Origin of the sequence: Clostridium sp. (assembly GCF_036642255.1) — a bacterium.
Taxonomy (GTDB): domain Bacteria; phylum Bacillota; class Clostridia; order Clostridiales; family Clostridiaceae; genus Clostridium_J.
Genome location: NZ_JAVWDJ010000009.1, coordinates 99,981 through 119,576, shown reverse-complemented (window position 1 = coordinate 119,576; position 19,596 = coordinate 99,981). Strand labels below are relative to the sequence as shown.

The following is a 19,596-nucleotide window of genomic DNA, read 5'->3' as shown; positions in this document are numbered from 1 at the left end:
GGGGCATGGGTATACATAAAAGAGTACGTACAATTGTATGTACTCTTTTTTGTTATTCAATATCTCAACGAGTATATATTCTAGGATAAATCTGTGATTTTGTCCTAAAGGGAAACAAGGATACAAAAGTTTTCTATTTCACTCTAAATAATATGCAGGATTTATTAAGTAATCATAGAAACTGTCATCCACAAAGATTTAAATGAAACGTATTAATTTAAGTTAGTTATGCTGGTTTACAGTGATTGTTATTGCGATTGTATAAATTTAATTAATATAGTATTAACATAAAGGTTAAGTTGGTGTATTATTAACTAGTAAATTAGATTTGAATCAAGATAATGATAGTATTAATAAATGTAACCATTTAAAAGTATAGAAGTATCTTTTGTGATTTTACAGTAATTCTAATATGTATATGACATAATAAATAATTTTTCAAATCATTTATTATGTCATATATTTTTGAAATTAAATACATAGATAATAAACTTCTACGGTGGTTTATCAAGTGGTAGAAGAGTTCAGTTGCTGCATATTTTGAGAGTATATAATATGGAGGTATTATATGGAAGCTTTATTGTTACTTATTAGCTTTTTTGGCGGACTAGGATTATTTCTCTATGGTATGAAACTGATGGGAGATGGGCTTGAAAATGCCGCTGGAGATAAGTTAAAGGGCATTTTTGACAAAATAAATTCAAATCCAGTTAAAGGTATTTTAACAGGAGCTACTGTTACAGCAATAATACAAAGTAGTAGTGCAACCACAGTAATGGTAGTTGGATTTGTTAATGCAGGGCTTATGAACTTATTTCAAGCAGCAGCAGTAATTATGGGAGCAAATATCGGTACAACAATAACAGCTCAAGTAATTTCATTTAAGCTTGATGCAATAGCTCCACTATTTCTAGCCATTGGAGCGTGTATAGTACTTTTTGCTAAAAATAGAAAAGTGAAAGAGGTAGGAAACATTGTTCTAGGATTTGGTATGCTTTTCTTAGGGCTAGAATTAATGTCAAATGCTATGTCGCCATTAGCTGAATCAAATTTCTTTAAAGATTTGATTTTAAGATTAAAAGGACATACAATCCTTGGTTTATTACTTGGGTTGGTGGTTACTGCGGTGATTCAAAGCTCTTCTGCATCAACAGGTATATTAGTTGCATTGGCTTCTACAGGATTATTACCTTTTGAAGTGGCTGTTCCAGTTTTATTTGGGTGCAATATAGGAACTTGTGTCACTGCACTGATAGCTAGTATTGGAACTTCGAAAACTGCAAGAAAAGCAGCGTTGATTCATTTGCTTTTTAATATTATAGGATCACTGATGTTTCTTCCAGTTATATCTCAATTTATAAATATAGTTACTACAATATCGCCAGGTACTTCTAGTTATGATGTACAAAGACAAATTGCTAACGCTCATACTATATTTAATGTTGTAAATACCTTTATTTTAGCTTGGCTCATTAAATATCTAGTAGCCCTTGTAAATTTAATTATTCCAGGTGAAGATGAACGTGAAGAAATGGGTCTAAAATATATTGATGATAGATTGTTAGAAACTCCAGTAATTGCTTTTGGCCAAACTACTAATGAGATTATAAGAATGGCAACAAAAGCAAAGGAAAATGTTGAGCTCGCAATGAAGGGTTTCAACGAGAATAATGAAGCACTAATTAATAAAGCATATGAAAATGAAAAATTGATTAATCTATTAGACCAGGATATAACTAGATTCCTTGTTAAGTTATCCAACTCAGAACTTGGTGAAGAGCAAAAATCACAAGTTGGAGCATACTTTCACGCAGTAAACGATATTGAACGTATTGGAGATCATGCAGAAAATATTGCGGATTTAGCAAGTGAAAAAATAGCAAAGGGACTGAAGTTCTCTGATGAAGCTACGAAAGAGCTAGCTGGAATGTTTAAGTATACTATTAATGCACTGGAAATGAGTATTGAGTGCTTTAAACAGTATAATAAAGAGAAAGCAGCCAGTGTTAGAGGGGTAGAGGAGAGAATTGACTCATTAGAAAAGGAGTTAAGAAATTCTCATATAAATAGACTGAATGCAGGAGTATGTAATGCAACTGTAGGAACAATATTCCTTGACATAATAAGTAATTTTGAAAGAATCGGAGACCATGCTGTTAATATAGCCGAAATAATTACAGAAAATTAGCATATAAGTTATGTTTCTACATCGGATTTGTTGTAAGTAGAAAATGCATAACTAATAAAATCACTATGGAGATGTATGTTTCTATAGTGATTTTTTCAATTAACTATTAATAAAATGTAGACAAGTTGAATAAACATAATTACAGAATAATATTTATAGGGTGGGTGTATGAAAGGAAATAAAAAACTCGTTATAACGCTATCAATAGTAGCTTTAGCCTTCATATCTATATTTTTAATTAATCTAAAGGATCTTATATCCGCATTTGAACATAGTAATTTAGTAGATAGTACTACTAAGGTAATTTTAATTGATCCTGGTCATGGAGGAATTGATGGAGGAGCATGTTCTCAAGATGGTGTATGTGAAAAAAACATTAATTTAAGTATCGCTCTAAAGTTGGATGAAATGTTAAAAAAGGATGGATTTAAAGTAATATTAACCAGATATGAGGATCAGGGATTGTACACAGAGGGAAGAACTGTAAGAGAGAAAAAAATCGAGGACTTGAACAATCGAGTATCTATGAAAAAAGACTCTGAATGTGATTTGTTTGTTAGCATTCATTTAAATACTTTTCCACAAGCTTCTGTGAAAGGTGCTCAAGTATGGTACTCAAGATATGAAGATAGTGTAAAGATTGCAAATCTGATTCAAGATAATCTAATATTAGACTTGGACCCATCCAATCATAGAAAGCCTAAGCCAGCAGAGGCCCATTATAAGGTGCTTAGAAACAATGACTCTATGCCAGGGGTTATAGTTGAATGTGGGTTTTTAAGCAATTACGAGGAAGCTCAAAAGTTAAGACAAGATGACTATCAAAATAAAATAGCAGAATCACTTTACAAGTCCATTAGCATGTACTATAAAAACGGAGATAATTAAAGAAATAAGTCCACTTTTTTTATAAGGAGTGGGCTTTTGGTGTTTTTTGGCCAGAAATAAAATTGAATTAAATTGGACCTTATGGTATTATATAAATGGCAATGGATTAGTCCATTAATCCAAACACTTGGGAGGTATTAAAAGGTGAACATTATATTAGATAAAAAAAGTGGAGTACCACTATATATTCAAGTTAAAAAACAAATAATGGACCTTATTAAAGAAGGTGCTCTCAAGGTTGGAAACAAGATGCCAACGGAAAGAGAATTATCTCAAGAACTCAAAATAAGCAGAAATACTATAAGTGCTGCTTATAAGGAGCTTGAACTAAGTGGAGTTTTAAAGTCTATTCAGGGGAAAGGCACCTTCGTAGCAGAAGAAGCTGTGTCTTGGAAAAGTCAAGATAGTAAAAAGAAAATAATAAAATTTGTGGATCTTGCCTTTGAAGAAGCTTTAGAAATCGGTGTTGAAGCTGACGACTTTTTAGATATTGTTACTCAAAGAGTTAAAGAGAAAAAAGAGTTAATGGATAAAATCACAGCTGCTTTTGTTGAATGTAATATAGAGCAGTCAAGAATGTTTAGCAAGCAGTTAACTAAGATTACAAATGTTAATGCTATACCTTTAACACTAGGAGATCTTGAAAAAATCGATGATGAGACAAGAGACAAGCTTAAACAATGTCAAGTGGTTATTGCGACCTTTAACCATGTAAATGAAGTTAATAATCTTTTAAGAGATTATGGTAAGGAAGTTTTGGGGATTGCTATAAACCCTAATTTAGAATCTATAGTAAAAATTGCAAGACATCCATCAGATACAAAGTTCGCTTTCATTTGCATATCTGAGGAATTTATATTTAAGATAAAAGCAGCTCTAGAAAATGCAGGCTTAGGAGATTTACCAGTTGAGTATTTTAAAGACTCAAACGAAGAAAAGTTAAATAAACTAATTAACAAATCTGATGTACTAATTGTTACACCTGGTAGATTTAAAGATGTATCCAAGCTTAATAAGGAGAATAAGGAAATTATTGAGTTTTCTTATAGTTTAGATGAAGGTTCTGTTAAAGCGCTTAAATCAAAAATTATTGAAATAAAGTATCAAAAAAATTATATTTAATTATTTAGGAGGCTTTTAAAAATGGAAAAAAAGACTTTAGTTCTTGGAGTTATTGGTGCGGACTGTCATGCAGTTGGTAACAAAATACTAGACTATGCACTAACTGAAGCAGGATTTAATGTTATCAACATTGGAGTTTTATCTCCACAAGAAGACTTCATAAATGCGGCAGTTGAAACTAATGCAGATGCAATTATTGTTTCTTCACTATATGGACATGGAGAAATAGATTGCAGAGGACTTAGAGAAAAATGTGATGAGGCTGGATTAAAAGGGATAAAGCTATATGTTGGAGGAAATATTGTTGTAGGTAAACAAAATTGGCAAGATGTTAACTCTAGATTCACAGCAATGGGTTTTGATAGAGTTTACCCACCAGGAACTACTTTAGAAACAACAATCCATGATTTAAAAGAGGACTTTGATCTATTATAAAAACAACTGGAGTGATTTAGGTGAATGCTTATTTACTTTTAGACTTTGGTAGTACCTATACAAAACTTACGGCGGTAGATATAGATAATGAAGAAATAATAGCTACTGCAAAAGATATCACAACAATTGAAGAGGATATCATGATAGGTTTCAACAAAGCCTATGAAAACTTAGAAAAACAGTTAGCAGGAAAAGATGTAAACTTTGTTAAGAAGCTTGCTTGTTCTTCAGCAGCTGGTGGACTTAAAATGGTTGCTATTGGGCTCGTTCCTGAACTTACAGCAGAGGCTGCAAAGAGAGCGGCATTGGGTGCTGGGGCTAGGGTGTTAAAGGTTTACAGTTATGAACTTACTAAGGATGAAATAGAAGAAATTAAAAATTCAGATTTAGATATAATACTTTTAGCTGGGGGAACTAATGGGGGAAATAAACAATGTATTTTACATAATGCTAAAATGCTTGTAGACGGAAAGGTCAGACTTCCAATAGTTGTTGCAGGCAATAAAAGTGCCAATGATGAAATAAGAGAAATATTTAAAGAGGCAGGGTTTTACTTTAGTATAACTGAAAATGTAATGCCTCAATTGAACTCACTTAATGTTGAACCAGCTAGAGAAGAAATTAGAAAAGTATTTATGGAAAAAATCACTGATGCTAAAGGACTTTCCAATGCTGAAAGCTTTGTCAATGGAATACTTATGCCAACACCTGCAGCAGTATTAAAAGCTGCAAGAGTACTAGGCGAGGGTAGCGATGAGGAAGAAGGAATTGGAGATTTAGTCATAGTAGATATTGGTGGAGCTACTACAGATGTGCACTCTATAGCAATGGGAGAGCCAACAAAACCTGGAGTAAACATGAAAGGTCTAGAAGAACCTTTTGCGAAAAGAACTGTTGAAGGAGATCTTGGTATGAGATATTCAGCAGTGTCATTATGGGAAGCATCAGGTAGTAGAAAGCTTAGAGCTTACTTAAAGGATAAAGAGAGAAATATAAATTTAGAGGAAAAATGTAGATACAGAAATGAAAATATAAAGATGGTTCCTCAAAATGAAGATGATATTAAGTTTGATGAAGCTATGGCAAAAGTAGCAACAGAACTTTCTTTGGAAAGACATTGTGGAACAATAGAGAGTATATACACTCCTATGGGAGTGGTTTACAACCAAGTTGGAAAAGATCTAATGGAAATTAAGTACATGATTGGTACTGGTGGGGTACTTGTGCATAGTAAAAACCCTGGAGAGATTTTAAGTGCTGGTAACTTCAGCAAGGAAAATCCAGTATCTTTAAGACCACAACATCCAAAATACTTATTAGATAAAACATATATATTATCAGCAATGGGATTATTGGCACAAGATCATCCTGATAAAGCAGTAAGAATAATGAAAAAATATTTAGTAGAAGTGTGTAATCACCAGGAGGTAATTTAAAGTGGAACTTAAAAATAAAAAATGGTCTCAAGATGAGTTTTTCAAGGTAAGAGAAGAAGTTTTAGCACAATGGCCTACAGGTAAAGAAGTTAATTTAGAAGAAGCTATTGAATATAATAAAAATATTCCAGATCATAAGAACTTTGCAAAAAAGTTAGTAGCAGCTAAAGAAGCTGGAATAACACTAGCTCAACCAAGAGCTGGAGTTGCATTAATAGATAAGCATATAGAACTTTTAAACTATCTTCAAGATGAAGGTGGAGCTGACTTGCTTCCATCAACAATAGATAGTTATACAAGACAAAATAGATATGAAGAATGTGAAATTGGTATTCAAGAAAGTATGAAAGAAGGAAGATCACTTCTTAATGGATTCCCAGGAGTTAACCACGGAGTTAAAGGCTGTAGAGAAGTTTTCGAGGCTGTAAACTTACCATTAGAGTCAAGACACGGTACTCCAGATGGAAGATTACTTGCTGAGATTACACATGCATCAGGATGGACTTCAAATGAAGGTGGAGGAATTTCCTATAATATTCCTTATGCTAAGAGTGTTACATTAGAAAAAACAATACTTGATTGGCAGTACTGTGATAGATTAGTTGGATTCTACGAGGAACAAGGAATATCAATAAATAGAGAACCATTTGGACCATTAACTGGTACATTAGTTCCACCAAGTACTTCAAATGCAGTTGCTATTATTGAAGCACTACTTGCAGCAGAGCAAGGTGTTAAAAACATTACTGTAGGATACGGACAATGTGGTAACTTAATACAAGACGTAGCGGCAATAAGAGCATTAGAAGAGCAATGTGATGAATACTTAAAGGCAAATGGGCATATGAATGTTTATTTAACAACTGTATTCCATCAGTGGATGGGTGGATTCCCAGCTGATGAAGCTAAGGCTTTTGGGGTTATTTCGACTGGAGCAGCTGCAGCAGCTCTTGCAGGAGCTACTAAAGTTATAGTAAAAACTCCACATGAAGCAATTGGAATACCAACAAAAGAAGCAAATGCTCAAGGTATCAAAGATACTAAAATGACATTGAACTTATTACAAGGTCAAAAAATGCCGATGTCTGTAGAGTTAAAGCAAGAAATAGATATAATTAAAGCTGAAACAAAATGCATGATAGATAAAATGTATGAAATAGGAAATGGCGATTTAGCAATAGGTACTGTTAAAGGTTTTGCAATGGGAATCATCGATGTACCATTTGCACCAAGCAAATATAATGGTGGAAAAATGATGCCTGCTAGAGATAATAACGGTGCGGTTAGATACTTAAAATTTGGTAATGTTCCATTATCAAATGAACTAAAAGCTTATAACATGAGAAAACTAGAGGAAAGAGGTAAATTTGAAGGTCGTGAGGTAGGATTCCAAATGACTGTAGATGATATCTTTGCTGTAGGAAAAGGAAAGCTTGTAGGAAGACCTGAATAATAATAATTAAATAGCTATATCCGTGGTGCCAAGTTTAAGTTGATTATTAGTCTACCTTAACTTGAACTTGGTTCTAATGGATAAATAACTTATATGAAAAAAATTTAGGCATCTCAGGTAAAATAACAAGTGAAATATACTAGAATGCTGACTAGTTATTTATTGAAGATGTCCTATAAAAATTAAGAAAGTAAGGTGTATTAAAGATGAAAATAGTTGATGTGGTATGTTCAGCTGGAAGAACAGGATTTTACTTTGATGACCAAAGAGCTATAAAAAAAGGTGCAGGTCATGATGGATTTACATATGTAGGAGAACCAGTTACTGAAGGATTCAGCTCAGTAAGACAAGCAGGTGAGTCTATATCAGTAATGTTAATACTTGAAGATGGTCAAGTAGCTCATGGAGATTGTGCAGCAGTTCAGTACTCTGGAGCAGGTGGAAGAGACCCATTATTCCTTGCAGCAGATTTTATACCTGTTATAGAAAATGAAATAGCACCAAAACTAGTAGGAAGAGATTTAGAAAACTTTAAAGCATTAGCTGAAGAATTTGATAAAATGACAGTTAACGGAGAAAGACTTCACACAGCAATAAGATACGGAGTAACTCAAGCTATTCTTGATGCTGTTGCTAAAGCTAAGAAAGTAACTATGGCTGAAGTTGTTAAAGCAGAATATAACACAGGCGTAGAAATAAAGAGAATTCCTATATTCACTCAATCAGGTGATGATAGATACATCAATGCTGATAAAATGATTATAAAAGGTGCTGACGTAATGCCTCATGCACTAATTAACCATGTAGCAGACAAACTAGGTAACGATGGAGAAAAATTAAAAGAATATGTTAAATGGCTAAGTGATAGAGTACTAAAATTAAGAACAAGTGAAGATTATAATCCAGTGTTCCACATAGATGTTTATGGAACAATTGGAGTTGCCTTTAATTATGATATAAAAGCAATGGCTGATTATATTCAAACTTTAGAGGAAGCTGCTAAGCCTTTCAAATTAAGAATTGAAGGACCAATGGATGTTGAGCACAGAGAAAGACAAATGGAAGCCTTAAGAGACTTAAGAGTGGAATTTGAAAGCAGAAATATAAATGTAGAGCTTGTAGCAGATGAATGGTGCAACACATATGAAGATGTTGTTTTATTCGCTGACAATAAAGCTGGACATATGCTTCAAATAAAAACTCCAGACTTAGGTGGAGTAAATAATATAATAGAAGCAATATTATATTGTAAAGAAAAAGGAATAGGCGCTTACTGTGGTGGAACATGTAATGAAACAAATAGATCAGCAGAAATTTGCACTAACATTGCTATGGCTTGCGGAGCAGATCAATGCTTAGCAAAACCAGGAATGGGTGTAGATGAAGGTTACATGATCGTTAATAACGAAATGAATAGAGTAGTTGCATTAGTTAACAGAAGAAAATAATACACCTATGGTGAAATTAAAAGGCGGTTTATTTAAACTGCCTTTTTTAATATGAAGTATCTTAAAAATAACTATTCAATATGTTAGTCTATTTTGTGTTATATTGCTTGAAAAGTTATATGATAGTACAATTTCATAAGTTTTCTAATTCAGATGGTGAACCATATTGAAATCCTATGTAATTAGTAGTATTTTTAATATTAGTACAGCTAATCATATGAATAGTATAGTCTAAAAATAGGTTAAATATAATAAAACCCCTAGGGAGGAATTATAATGAGAGAAATTCAAGTAGAAAAAGTAACTGAAGTGGTAAGACAGCTATGTATTGATTCAAATTATTATTTAGGTGACGATATAAAAAATAAATTAATTGAAGCTAGAGAAAAAGAAGATTGGAATATTGCAAAAGGTATACTAGATCAAATAATAGAAAATGCAAACATAGCAAAAAATGAAGATATGCCAATGTGCCAAGATACTGGAGTAACCTGTGTGTTTTTAGAAATAGGCCAAGATGTTCATTTCACAGGTGGAAGTATTGAGGAAGCAATAAATGAAGGAATAAGAAGAGGATATAATGAAGGGTTCTTAAGAAAATCTGTAGTTAAAGACCCATTAGATAGAATAAACACTAAGGATAATACACCAGGAATGATATATTATGATATAGTTCCAGGTGATAAGGTGAAAATAACTGTAGCACCAAAGGGATTTGGATCAGAAAATATGAGCCAATCAAAGATGCTTAAACCATCAGATGGACTTCAAGGGGTAAAAGACTTTGTTTTAAAGGTTGTTAAAGAAGCAGGTCCTAACCCATGCCCACCAATCATTGTAGGAATAGGAATTGGTGGTACATTTGATAAAGCTGCTACAATAGCTAAAAAGTCTTTAATCAGACCACTTGAAGTAAGAAACTCAAATCCTTTTTATGCGAATCTTGAAGAGGAATTACTAAATGAAATAAACAATTTGGGAATAGGACCACAGGGGTTTGGTGGAAGAACAACTGCCCTTGCAGTAAATATTGAAACCTTCCCAACACATATAGCAGGATTACCAGTGGCAGTAAATATAAACTGTCATGCTACAAGACACGCAGAAGCTGTGCTTTAAGATTATTTAAGTGTACAAATTACTTTATATAATATAGAAACAATAATAGTATTTAATAAGATAATATTTGAGAAGTTTAAGGTTCCTTTAACAAATAAAAACAAAGTCAAATTCTTGATTATTTAATTAAGGGGGTATTAGCAAAATGGAAAAAAGAATAACTACACCACTTACAGCAGAAAAAGTTAAAGATTTAAAAGCTGGAGATAGTGTGCTTTTAAGTGGTACTATATATACTGCAAGAGATGCAGCTCACAAAAGATTGGTGGAACTTTTAGAAAAGGGTGAGGAGTTACCTATAGATGTTACGGATTCAGTAATTTATTACGTAGGACCAACACCAACAAAGCCAGGAATGACTTTTGGTTCAGCAGGTCCAACTACTAGCTATAGAATGGATGCGTACACTCCTCAACTATTAGAAAAAGGCCTAAAGGGAATGGTTGGAAAAGGATTAAGATCACAGGCTGTTATAGAATCAATGAAAGAAAACACAGCTGTTTACTTTGCAGCCATAGGTGGAGCTGCAGCGTTAATTGGAAAGTGTGTTAAAGGTTCAGAATTAGTAGCTTATGAAGATCTAGGATCTGAGGCAATTAGAAGATTACAGGTGGAAGATTTACCACTAGTTGTAGTTATAGATAATGAAGGAAATAATCTTTATGAAATGGGAAAAGAGTCATACTTAAGCAGTAAAAAGTAATATCCTATTAGGATAAAGATGAAATCATTACAAACACCCATATGTGTTAGTATAAAAAGGTGCTAACACATATGAGATGTTGCAACATTGAAGATGTAAATGATTAAATCAATAATAAAAGAGAAGTAATACTGAGGTGATAATATGGAAATCAACAAGATTTCAAAAGCAGGAACAGTGGAATCAAATGACATATATATTGTTATGATGCCAAATACAGAAGGCGGAATAGACCTTGACCTTGAAAGTATTGTTATGAAGCAATTTGGCGATGACATAAGAAAGGTAATTCTCGGCACATTAGAAAATTTAGGAGTAAAAGATGCTATTATAAAGGCGCAAGATAAAGGCGCTCTTGATTATACAATAAAGGCAAGAGTAGAAACTGCTGTAAAGAGAGCACAGTAGGAGGGTTAAAATGAAAAAATTAAGAAGAACAATGCTTTTTATGCCAGGTAATAATCCAGGTATGCTTCAAAATGCAGGTATTTTGGGTGCAGATTCTATAATTCTAGACTTAGAGGATGCTGTAAGTCTTACAGAAAAGGATAGTGCTAGAATATTAGTTAGAGAAGCAATAAAAAATGTAGATTATAGTGGTGTGGAAGTCACAGTTAGGATAAATCCATTAACTACAGAGTTTGCTCGTGAAGATATAGATGTTATAGGAAGAATAAAACCAGATGCATTAATGGTCCCTAAGGCAACTGAGGAAGAACTTATAGAAGTTCATTCTATCCTTGACAAAATAGAGGAAGAAGAAGGTTTTGAAAAAGGCTCTATAAAACTTATACCATTAGTGGAAAGTGCTTATGGAGTTGAAAATGTATATAACATTATTAAAGCGTCTAATAGGGTTACGGCAATACTTTTAGGCGGAGAAGACTTAACTTCTGATTTAGGAATTAAAAGAACTAAAGAAGGAGATGAAATCTTCTATGCTAGAAATAAAATGGCTGTGGCATGTAGAGCTATGAAGGTTGATTCCATTGATACTCCATTTACAGATACGAATGATTTTGAGGGATTAGAAAAAGATACAAGAAAAGCTAAATCTCTTGGGATGACAGGGAAGGCTTCAATAAACCCAAGACAAATAGATACAATTCATTCAGTATATGCACCTACAAAGGAAGAAATAAGACATGCAGAAAGAGTTTTAGATGCTATGGAAGAAGCAGAAAGAGAAGGTAAAGGTGTATTTTCTCTGGATGGTAAGATGGTAGATGCTCCAATCATTAATAGAGCGAAAACTACAATAGAACTTGCTAAAGTTCTTGGGCTTATCTAATAAAACCTTAATTCAATAAGTTATGTGTAGTTCATAATTTTTGAAAAAAGTTTAATAGATGAACCATATTGAATTGAACCTTGGTAGGAGTTAAATTTCCTTACAAAACTTTTAAGTAAAATTAACCTATAAATTATTTTATTAGGTAGAAGGCAAATTTGAGGTGATAATATGAAAAATTTATTAGGAAGAGAGCTTCCTGATTATATAGAAGGCTACGGACAAATAAAGCCCTTTGAAGGAGCTTTTAAAAATGTTGAAAACCAGGGAAAAAAGGCAGTAAAGGTTAATGCGGTAATACCAGCACAGCAAAAGTTATATAACTCTCTTGAAGAAACTTTAGACAAGTTACAGCTTAAGGATGGAATAACAATTTCCTTCCATCATCACTTAAGAAATGGAGACCATGTGCTTAATATGGTGGTAGAAGCAATAGCGAAAAGAGGAGTTAAGGATTTAACTATAGCTATGAGTTCCATATTCCCTATACATTCACCCCTTGTTCAACATATTGAAAATGGAATAGTGACAAAAATAGTTACTAATTATATGTCAGGACCGGTAGCAAAGGCAGTATCAATGGGAAGATTAAAATATCCTGCAATAATGCACACTCATGGGGGAAGGGCAAGAGCTATAGAAAGTGGCGATTTACACATCGATATAGCATTTATTGCAGCGCCAACCTCTGATGAATATGGAAATATAAGTGGACTTTTTGGAAAGTCCGCATGTGGAGCACTAGGTTATGCTGTACCAGATGCAGAATTTGCAGATACAGTAGTAGCAATAACTGATAATTTAGTGCCTTATCCAAATTGTCCTATAGAGATAAATCAAACTTATGTGGATTATGTAGTTAAAGTTGATTCCATAGGAGATCCTCAAGGAATTGTATCAGGAACAACACAGATAACAAAGGACCCAATAGGTCTTAAAATTGCAAAAATGGCTACAGACGTTATGATGGCATCAGGACTTGTAAAAGAGGGAATGTCCTTCCAAACTGGAGCAGGTGGTATATCTTTAGCTGTTGCATCAGAGCTTAGAGAGATAATGAAAAAACAAGGTATAGTTGGAAGTTTTGCATCAGGTGGAATTACTGGATATCTTGTTGATATGTTTAGAGAAGGATTGTTTAGGAACTTGTTTGATGTTCAATGTTTTGATTTAAAAGCTGTGGAATCCTATGCATCATCGCATAAACATATGAGAATGTCAGCTTCAATGTATGGAAATCCACACAATAAGGGAGCCTTAGTTAATAACTTAGACATAGTTATCTTGGGTGCAACTGAAATTGACACAAATTTTAATGTAAATGTAACTACTGCCTCTGATGGAACAATAATGGGAGGCTCTGGTGGACATAGTGATACTGCAGCAGGAGCTAAATTAAGTATTATTGTAACTAAGCTTACAAAAGCAAGGCTTCCAATAATAAAAGATAAGGTTACTACAGTTACTACTCCAGGTGAAAGCATAGATGTTATAGTAACTGAAAGAGGAATAGCTGTTAACCCAAGAAGACAAGATTTAATAGAGCAGTTGAAAGCTAAAAATCTTCCAGTTATGACTATAGAAGAACTTAAAGCTGTAGCAGAAAAAATCACTGGAACTCCAAAAGCCATCGAACTATCAGATGAAATTGTAGCAGTTGTGGAGTATAGGGACGGAACTGTAATTGATGTAATTAAAAAGCCGATATAACATTAAAAATATATATAACAAAAAAGTAGCGGGATTATTACCCTGCTACTTTTTTGTTATATATATTCTAGTAATGAAAATAAATTAAGCAATCATAAAATCTAAATTGCAAAGGTGTAAACTTTATTGGAACATATAAACATAATTAAATAGTTCATTTTATGGGTAATTATAGTGTAAGTAGAACTACTATAACTTTTATTCTTATATGGTATAATATTACTGAGAATAAGTGTTTTCATATTCACTTAATATATCGTAAGGCTGTTAGGAGAATTTATATGTATAACTTAAGCTTAGAAAAGGTTAATTTAAAAAATGAAAAGAATGTAGATGAAGTGAAGAACTTTTTAAAGGAGTTTAATTTAGATTTAGATAGTGATGTTGACTACACTGTAGTACTAAGATCTGAAGATAAAATTAAGGCTACCTGTTCTAAGGCAAAATCTGTTTTTAAATGTTTTGCAATATGCAAAGATTTAAGAGGAGAAGGGGTTACAGCAACATTAATTAACGCACTTAATGATAAACTTTTTGAACAAGGAATTTATCATAGTTTTATTTTCACAAAGCCAGAAAATATTGAATTCTTTCAAGGGGTTAATTATAAAATAGTTGCTACAAGCGAAAAAGTAGCCTTGTTAGAAAATGGAGTTTACAACATAAATAGTTACTTAGATAAATTGGGAGATCAGTATTATATTTTAGATAAAAAAAAGCGAGGGGCAATTGTTGTAAATTGCAATCCCTTAACTCTAGGACATCTTTATTTAATAGAAGAGGCCTCAAGGAATTGTGAGGAGTTACTGGTTTTTGTGGTAGAAGAAAATAAATCCTTATTTCCTTTTGAAATAAGATTTAATTTAGTAAAGGAAGGCACTAAATATCTAAAAAATGTAAAGGTGATCAAAGGTGGAGAGTATATTATTTCATCAGCTACCTTCCCATCTTACTTTTTAAGAAAAAAGGATGACATTTTAGAAGCATATACTTCTTTAGATGCAACTATCTTTGGAAAATATTTTGGAAATAAATTTAATATTAAAAAGAGATTTGTAGGAAATGAACCATACTGCGAAGTTACTAATTCATATAACAAGGCATTAAAAACGGTGCTTCCAGGATATAATATTGAAGTTTGTGAAATAGAGAGGAAAGAAGAACAAGGACTTCCAATTAGTGCTTCAAGGGTAAGAGAATATCTTAAGGAGAATAAAATTGAGGAAGTAAAAAAAATAGTTCCGAAAGTTACCTATGACTTTTTACTTACAGAAGAAGGGCAGGTTATTAGGGAGAAGATTAAAAGTAGCAACTCTCCTCATTAATTATGGATAAGAATAAAATACATACATTTAATGAATCTTATAAAATTAAGAAGTTTAATGGAGTAAAAAAAATTAAGTTCAACAATATAAGTGAAATAAGAGGGTTAATAGTTAATAACATTGATAAGCCATTCTTAAAAAATCAGGATAATGATGAAACAAATTTATTTGTAAAACTGCTAGAAGCAAGAGAAGAAAGGGTAGAAGTTATAAATAAATTAAATCACAAATTTGGGAAAACAATTGTATGTCTTAGAGTAAATTATCCAGGATTGCGTAAGAATAATAGAAAAACTATAATAATTGTAAAGGAATTAGAAAAAAACCTTCAAGGTAGTTTTAAAAATTCACTACTATACAATTTTTATAAAGTAACCTACGAAGGTCCTATTGTTCTATTCGTAGTTAATGAACCTTCGCAGAAGGTAAAAAAGGATACTATCAATATAGAACAAAATCATCCACTAGGACGATTGGTTGATATAGATGTGTATAACGAAAGTGGAGAAGGAATTAGTAGAACAGAGCTTAACCTTCCAAATAGAAAGTGTTTCTTGTGTGAGAAGGAAGCTCATATTTGTGTGAGAAGTAAGGCACATCAAGTAGAGGAAATAAAAAAATATATAAATAAAACATTACAAGAATTTATGAGAAAAGAAAAGTAGATATAAACTTACTATTGATATATCTTTTTAATAAAAGTATGTCAATGATAGCTGTACACTTTTTAGAATAACTATTATTTTATTAATATTTATAAGAATGGGATTCAATATTTATTTAGAATAATAATAAACTTTATAAGGTTTAGAACGTATTAATTATATAAAGAGGGGTATCGACAATGGTGGGAAATAAAAGCGAAATATTGCTAGAAGACATTAGGATAGTTAATAGCATATTAGGCGGCAATGCTGAGGACTTTAATGCCATAGTAAGTAAATATGAATTAATGGTATTAAGATTCGTATATAATATGATAAAACAAAAAGAAGCAGCCGAAGATATTACTCAAGAAGTATTTATAACAATTTATAACAAACTATACATGTATGATAAAAAACATAGTTTTTCCAATTGGATATTACAAATTTCTAAGAATAAATGCATTGATTATATAAGAAAGTATAAAAAAGTTTATGAAAGTAATATAGATGATGCTTATGATATTTCTTCAAAGGAAATGTTGCCACAGGATGTAGCAGAATATAATGAAGTGAAAAAAAATATCGAAGAATACATTAAAACTCTGGAAGATGTGGATAAGCAAGTGTTAATTTTAAGATATTCTGAAAATTTAACTTTTACAGATATCGCAGAAATTCTAGGTCTTACAGAATCTACTGCAAAAAGAAAGTATTATAAAATTAGAGAAAACTTTAGGAATCAATACAAAGATTAAAGGGGTGATAAAAGATGATGAATTGTGATCAATGTAAGAATAGAATGATTGAATATATCGAAGGCAGCTTATCTGAAAGCTTAGATAATGAAATGGAACAGCATATTTCACAGTGCGAAAGCTGTAAGGAATGTTACGAAAAAGAAATTATGGTGGATAAAGCTTTTAGTGATGTGTTTGAAATAGAAGGTATTAAATTTAACAGTACTAAAAGTGCAATAATGAACTCCATTGATAAGGATAAATATAAAAAGCAAGGTAGTAAGCTTATGAAAGAAAAAGGTAGTTATAAAAAGACCGTTGCTATAGCAGCAGTGTTTTTCTTCATAGGAGTCCTAACTCCAGTGGCATTTAGATATTTTGGTGGTAGTAGTAGCAATAAGACTACTGCAATGGAAGCACAAGATTCAGCAGGAGGTTTTGCTAAAAAGGAAGCTCAAATGGAAATCAGTACTGAAAAGGCTGGTGCAAATAGCACTTTACAAGCGCCAACTCAAGGGTTTGGAAGAGAACTAGTAGATAATTATGAAGTTTTAAATGTACCCGTTGATACTAAGTTAGAACTTAATTCTACTTGGCAAATATCCGAGGGGTTTGAAGCAACTATAGAAGGTAAAGGTAAAAATGTCCAAGAAGAAGGCATTGGAACCATTTATGTCAAGAATAAAGAAAGTAATACTATGAATAAGTTTGATATTAAAAATGATAATACTCAAAGATCACCACTAGCTATTAGTTGGTATGATGATAATAACCTTATCGTTGTAAATGGGTTAGGTTATGGTACCTTAATAAATGGGGAAGAAGCTCAATTAATAAATGTAGTAAGTGGTGAGGAACATCTTATTTATAGGGTGCAAAGTCCAAAAGAAAGAATTAAATCAGTAGTAAGAGAAGGAAATCAATTAGTGTTTACAAAGGCAATGTATGATGAAACTATGAATAGCTACAAAGAGCAAGTAGATACAGAAGCCATTACAGAATAAGTATAATCAACTTATTTGAAATGTTAAAATTTAAGGCTACTATAAATGACATATAAAAAAATTAAGTTGATTAAAGAAAATTAAATTAATTTGCATTCAATAGTTTTTAAAGCGAGAGACTTTCTATAGGTATAATAGAAGGTCTCTTTTAATTAAGAGTTATATTAAAACTTGGTGTACTTTATATCTTTTATGCAGAAACTTTGATATATTTAAAAGGTAAAAATTAAAATTCTTATGATATGGTGGTTATATGGAAAAAACAAAGAAGTATTATGCAAAAGCAATGGATTATTATTGCGAGGGAAATATTGAAAAAGCTTTAGAATACTGTGAAAAAAGCTTAGGTATTAAAAAAGATTATTCTCCAGCTTTAAATTTAAAAGGTCTGATTCATTATGTGAAAGGAAATTTAGAACAAGCCCAAATGGATTGGCGAATTAATTATAAATTAAATAATGATGAAATTTCTAAAAAATATTTAGACGATAGTAAAAAGGATAAAGAAACATTAGAACTTTTTGCCCAAGGGTTAAATTATTATAAGGAAATTAAAATTCATCAAGCTCTAGAATGCTTTAAACAATGTGAAAAGTCTCATTTTAATGTGATAAATTTATGGAATTACATGGCATATTGTTATATGAAACTTGGTAAATATGAAAATTGTAAGTATTATATACAAGAGGTATTAAAGTTAGATAAAAGCAATAAACTTGCATTAGGTACAAAAAAATCCCTAATGGATATTGGAATGGCAAAAAGAGAAGTTAATCTAAGGAATATTTATAAGATAGTTCCTATTGCTTTATTATTAGTGTTTTTCATGGTTGTTTATTTTAATAAAGATATGATAAAATCATTAAATGTATTAGATAAATTTTCCAATGTGGGATTTTCATTAAATAATAAAAATAAAGATAGTAATGATGTTGAATTAAATAATAGTGAGAAAGAAAACTCTCCTAAAGCTGAAGAAAAACCTATAAAGGATAATGATGAAAGCAAAATTGAAGATATAATTTTTGACTTCGAAGCTGTAAAGGAAGATTTAGATAATAAAAATTACGAAAAGCTAATAGAATATCTAGAAGTTTATAATAAGGATAATCTTTCATTGAATGAAAAAGCTCTATTAGGAAAAATAGAAGAGGAAATTAAAAATCAAGGTGTTAAATATTTTTATGATAATGCTATGAGTTACATAAAGAGTGATGATTTTTCACAAGGATTGAATTATTTAAATAAAATCTACAAATATAGTGGTGAAAGTTATTTGAGAGAACACATTACATATATCATGGGATTTGCTTATGAAAAAAAGTTTGATGTAGAAAATGCAAATAAATATTATGAGATTTATGTAAATGAATTTAGTGATGGAAGTTATGTTGATGTATCACTATATAATTTAGCTATATTAAATGAAAATATTGATTTAGAAAAATCCAAGAAATATGCCCTTATTTTATCGAGAGATTACTCTGATTCTCAATACAACAACTCTAAAATTAGCAGTATTATGAAAAGGTAGCATATATTAAGTTAATTCTAAAGTATTTTAGTTTTTCTTTTGGAGAGAATAAAATTAAGGATTATATAAATATTCTTATTAGTTACTGAACAATTAGTATTAAGAAATTAATAACTAATACTTTAAACAAAATATTAAAATAATAACAACTTAACCCCTATATAGTTAAACACATTTTTTAGTGCTTGATTATATTTCATATAAATTTTTATTGGAGGGATAGAGATGATAGAACTAAGAGATATTAACTTTAAAAGTGAAATTCCTAATTTTTCTAAACCAGTAGTAGTAGATTTCTGGGCACCATGGTGTGGACCATGTAAGATGGTAGCGCCAATAGTAGAGGAACTTTCTAATGAAATGGAAGAAATTATATTTGCAAAATTAAATGTAGATGATAATCCACTCATTGCTCAAGAGTATAGAGTATCAAGTATACCAACTTTAATGGTATTTAAAAATGGTAACCCAATTGAAACTATTGTAGGATTTAAACCTAAAGAGCAATTAAAAGCAGTATTACAAAAATACGTATAATATCCACCACCACTTAATG

The 19,596-nt window shown here is 31.5% G+C and carries 18 protein-coding genes; all 18 read left to right on the top strand.

Translation table 11 applies throughout. The annotated features are described in order from the left end of the window. Positions 1 to 568: 568 nt before the first annotated feature. The 18 genes from RR409_RS07265 (at position 569) to trxA (ending at position 19,577) form a co-directional block, all read left to right on the top strand. Positions 569 to 2,188, top strand: a complete 1,620-nt coding sequence (locus RR409_RS07265; protein ID WP_332557075.1) for a Na/Pi cotransporter family protein — start codon at positions 569 to 571, stop codon at positions 2,186 to 2,188. A gap of 168 nt (positions 2,189 to 2,356) precedes the next feature. Beyond that, the gene (gene cwlD / locus RR409_RS07260; RefSeq protein ID WP_332557074.1) at positions 2,357 to 3,076 is read left to right on the top strand and encodes an N-acetylmuramoyl-L-alanine amidase CwlD; all 720 of its coding nucleotides are present in this window, start codon (positions 2,357 to 2,359) and stop codon (positions 3,074 to 3,076) included. 144 nt (positions 3,077 to 3,220) lie between these two features. Further along, positions 3,221 to 4,198 (top strand): GntR family transcriptional regulator, encoded by a 978-nt coding sequence (locus RR409_RS07255; RefSeq protein ID WP_332557073.1) that lies wholly within the window; start codon positions 3,221 to 3,223, stop codon positions 4,196 to 4,198. 21 nt (positions 4,199 to 4,219) lie between these two features. Then, entirely contained in the window at positions 4,220 to 4,633 is a 414-nt protein-coding gene (gene glmS / locus RR409_RS07250) for a methylaspartate mutase subunit S (protein WP_332557072.1), read from the top strand. A 20-nt stretch (positions 4,634 to 4,653) separates the two neighbouring features. Beyond that, positions 4,654 to 6,069, top strand: a complete 1,416-nt coding sequence (gene glmL, locus RR409_RS07245; RefSeq protein WP_332557071.1) for a methylaspartate mutase accessory protein GlmL — start codon at positions 4,654 to 4,656, stop codon at positions 6,067 to 6,069. 1 nt (position 6,070) lies between these two features. Then, positions 6,071 to 7,522, top strand: a complete 1,452-nt coding sequence (locus RR409_RS07240) for a methylaspartate mutase subunit E (protein ID WP_332557070.1) — start codon at positions 6,071 to 6,073, stop codon at positions 7,520 to 7,522. Between the two features lie 206 nt (positions 7,523 to 7,728). Further along, complete coding sequence (locus tag RR409_RS07235) at positions 7,729 to 8,970, top strand: methylaspartate ammonia-lyase (RefSeq protein ID WP_332557069.1); 1,242 nt, start codon at positions 7,729 to 7,731, stop codon at positions 8,968 to 8,970. A gap of 276 nt (positions 8,971 to 9,246) precedes the next feature. Beyond that, entirely contained in the window at positions 9,247 to 10,089 is an 843-nt protein-coding gene (locus tag RR409_RS07230) for a fumarate hydratase (RefSeq protein WP_332557068.1), read from the top strand. A gap of 145 nt (positions 10,090 to 10,234) precedes the next feature. Beyond that, complete coding sequence (locus RR409_RS07225) at positions 10,235 to 10,792, top strand: Fe-S-containing hydro-lyase (protein WP_332557067.1); 558 nt, start codon at positions 10,235 to 10,237, stop codon at positions 10,790 to 10,792. A 144-nt stretch (positions 10,793 to 10,936) separates the two neighbouring features. After that, positions 10,937 to 11,200 (top strand): citrate lyase acyl carrier protein, encoded by a 264-nt coding sequence (citD, locus tag RR409_RS07220; protein WP_332557066.1) that lies wholly within the window; start codon positions 10,937 to 10,939, stop codon positions 11,198 to 11,200. Between the two features lie 10 nt (positions 11,201 to 11,210). Further along, positions 11,211 to 12,083 (top strand): aldolase/citrate lyase family protein, encoded by an 873-nt coding sequence (locus tag RR409_RS07215; protein ID WP_332557065.1) that lies wholly within the window; start codon positions 11,211 to 11,213, stop codon positions 12,081 to 12,083. A 171-nt stretch (positions 12,084 to 12,254) separates the two neighbouring features. Beyond that, on the top strand, positions 12,255 to 13,793 hold the full coding sequence (gene citF / locus RR409_RS07210) for a citrate lyase subunit alpha (RefSeq protein ID WP_332557064.1): 1,539 nt from the start codon (positions 12,255 to 12,257) through the stop codon (positions 13,791 to 13,793). 281 nt (positions 13,794 to 14,074) lie between these two features. Beyond that, positions 14,075 to 15,118 (top strand): [citrate (pro-3S)-lyase] ligase, encoded by a 1,044-nt coding sequence (gene citC, locus RR409_RS07205; RefSeq protein WP_332557063.1) that lies wholly within the window; start codon positions 14,075 to 14,077, stop codon positions 15,116 to 15,118. A gap of 2 nt (positions 15,119 to 15,120) precedes the next feature. Further along, positions 15,121 to 15,783, top strand: coding sequence for a citrate lyase holo-[acyl-carrier protein] synthase (gene citX / locus RR409_RS07200; RefSeq protein WP_332557062.1), 663 nt, complete (start codon positions 15,121 to 15,123; stop codon positions 15,781 to 15,783). Between the two features lie 179 nt (positions 15,784 to 15,962). Continuing rightward, a complete protein-coding gene (locus RR409_RS07195; protein ID WP_332557061.1) occupies positions 15,963 to 16,520 on the top strand; it encodes a sigma-70 family RNA polymerase sigma factor in 558 nt (185 codons plus the stop codon). A 14-nt stretch (positions 16,521 to 16,534) separates the two neighbouring features. After that, the gene (locus RR409_RS07190; RefSeq protein WP_332557060.1) at positions 16,535 to 17,506 is read left to right on the top strand and encodes a DUF4652 domain-containing protein; all 972 of its coding nucleotides are present in this window, start codon (positions 16,535 to 16,537) and stop codon (positions 17,504 to 17,506) included. A 253-nt stretch (positions 17,507 to 17,759) separates the two neighbouring features. Continuing rightward, positions 17,760 to 19,040, top strand: coding sequence for a tetratricopeptide repeat protein (locus tag RR409_RS07185; RefSeq protein ID WP_332557059.1), 1,281 nt, complete (start codon positions 17,760 to 17,762; stop codon positions 19,038 to 19,040). Between the two features lie 225 nt (positions 19,041 to 19,265). Further along, positions 19,266 to 19,577 carry a thioredoxin gene (gene trxA / locus RR409_RS07180; RefSeq protein WP_332557058.1) on the top strand — a complete coding sequence of 104 codons (312 nt, stop codon included), beginning with the start codon at positions 19,266 to 19,268 and terminating at the stop codon, positions 19,575 to 19,577. Positions 19,578 to 19,596: the final 19 nt, after the last annotated feature.

Bases quoted from the DNA above. Each gene is read 5' to 3' on its own strand.
- RR409_RS07265 (WP_332557075.1), top strand. From the start codon at position 569: ATGGAAGCTTTATTGTTACTTATTAGCTTTTTTGGCGGACTAGGATTA.
- cwlD (WP_332557074.1), top strand. From the start codon at position 2,357: ATGAAAGGAAATAAAAAACTCGTTATAACGCTATCAATAGTAGCTTTA.
- glmS (WP_332557072.1), top strand. From the start codon at position 4,220: ATGGAAAAAAAGACTTTAGTTCTTGGAGTTATTGGTGCGGACTGTCAT.
- RR409_RS07235 (WP_332557069.1), top strand. From the start codon at position 7,729: ATGAAAATAGTTGATGTGGTATGTTCAGCTGGAAGAACAGGATTTTAC.
- RR409_RS07230 (WP_332557068.1), top strand. From the start codon at position 9,247: ATGAGAGAAATTCAAGTAGAAAAAGTAACTGAAGTGGTAAGACAGCTA.
- RR409_RS07225 (WP_332557067.1), top strand. From the start codon at position 10,235: ATGGAAAAAAGAATAACTACACCACTTACAGCAGAAAAAGTTAAAGAT.
- citD (WP_332557066.1), top strand. From the start codon at position 10,937: ATGGAAATCAACAAGATTTCAAAAGCAGGAACAGTGGAATCAAATGAC.
- RR409_RS07215 (WP_332557065.1), top strand. From the start codon at position 11,211: ATGAAAAAATTAAGAAGAACAATGCTTTTTATGCCAGGTAATAATCCA.
- citF (WP_332557064.1), top strand. From the start codon at position 12,255: ATGAAAAATTTATTAGGAAGAGAGCTTCCTGATTATATAGAAGGCTAC.
- citC (WP_332557063.1), top strand. From the start codon at position 14,075: ATGTATAACTTAAGCTTAGAAAAGGTTAATTTAAAAAATGAAAAGAAT.
- citX (WP_332557062.1), top strand. From the start codon at position 15,121: ATGGATAAGAATAAAATACATACATTTAATGAATCTTATAAAATTAAG.
- RR409_RS07195 (WP_332557061.1), top strand. From the start codon at position 15,963: ATGGTGGGAAATAAAAGCGAAATATTGCTAGAAGACATTAGGATAGTT.
- RR409_RS07190 (WP_332557060.1), top strand. From the start codon at position 16,535: ATGATGAATTGTGATCAATGTAAGAATAGAATGATTGAATATATCGAA.
- RR409_RS07185 (WP_332557059.1), top strand. From the start codon at position 17,760: ATGGAAAAAACAAAGAAGTATTATGCAAAAGCAATGGATTATTATTGC.
- trxA (WP_332557058.1), top strand. From the start codon at position 19,266: ATGATAGAACTAAGAGATATTAACTTTAAAAGTGAAATTCCTAATTTT.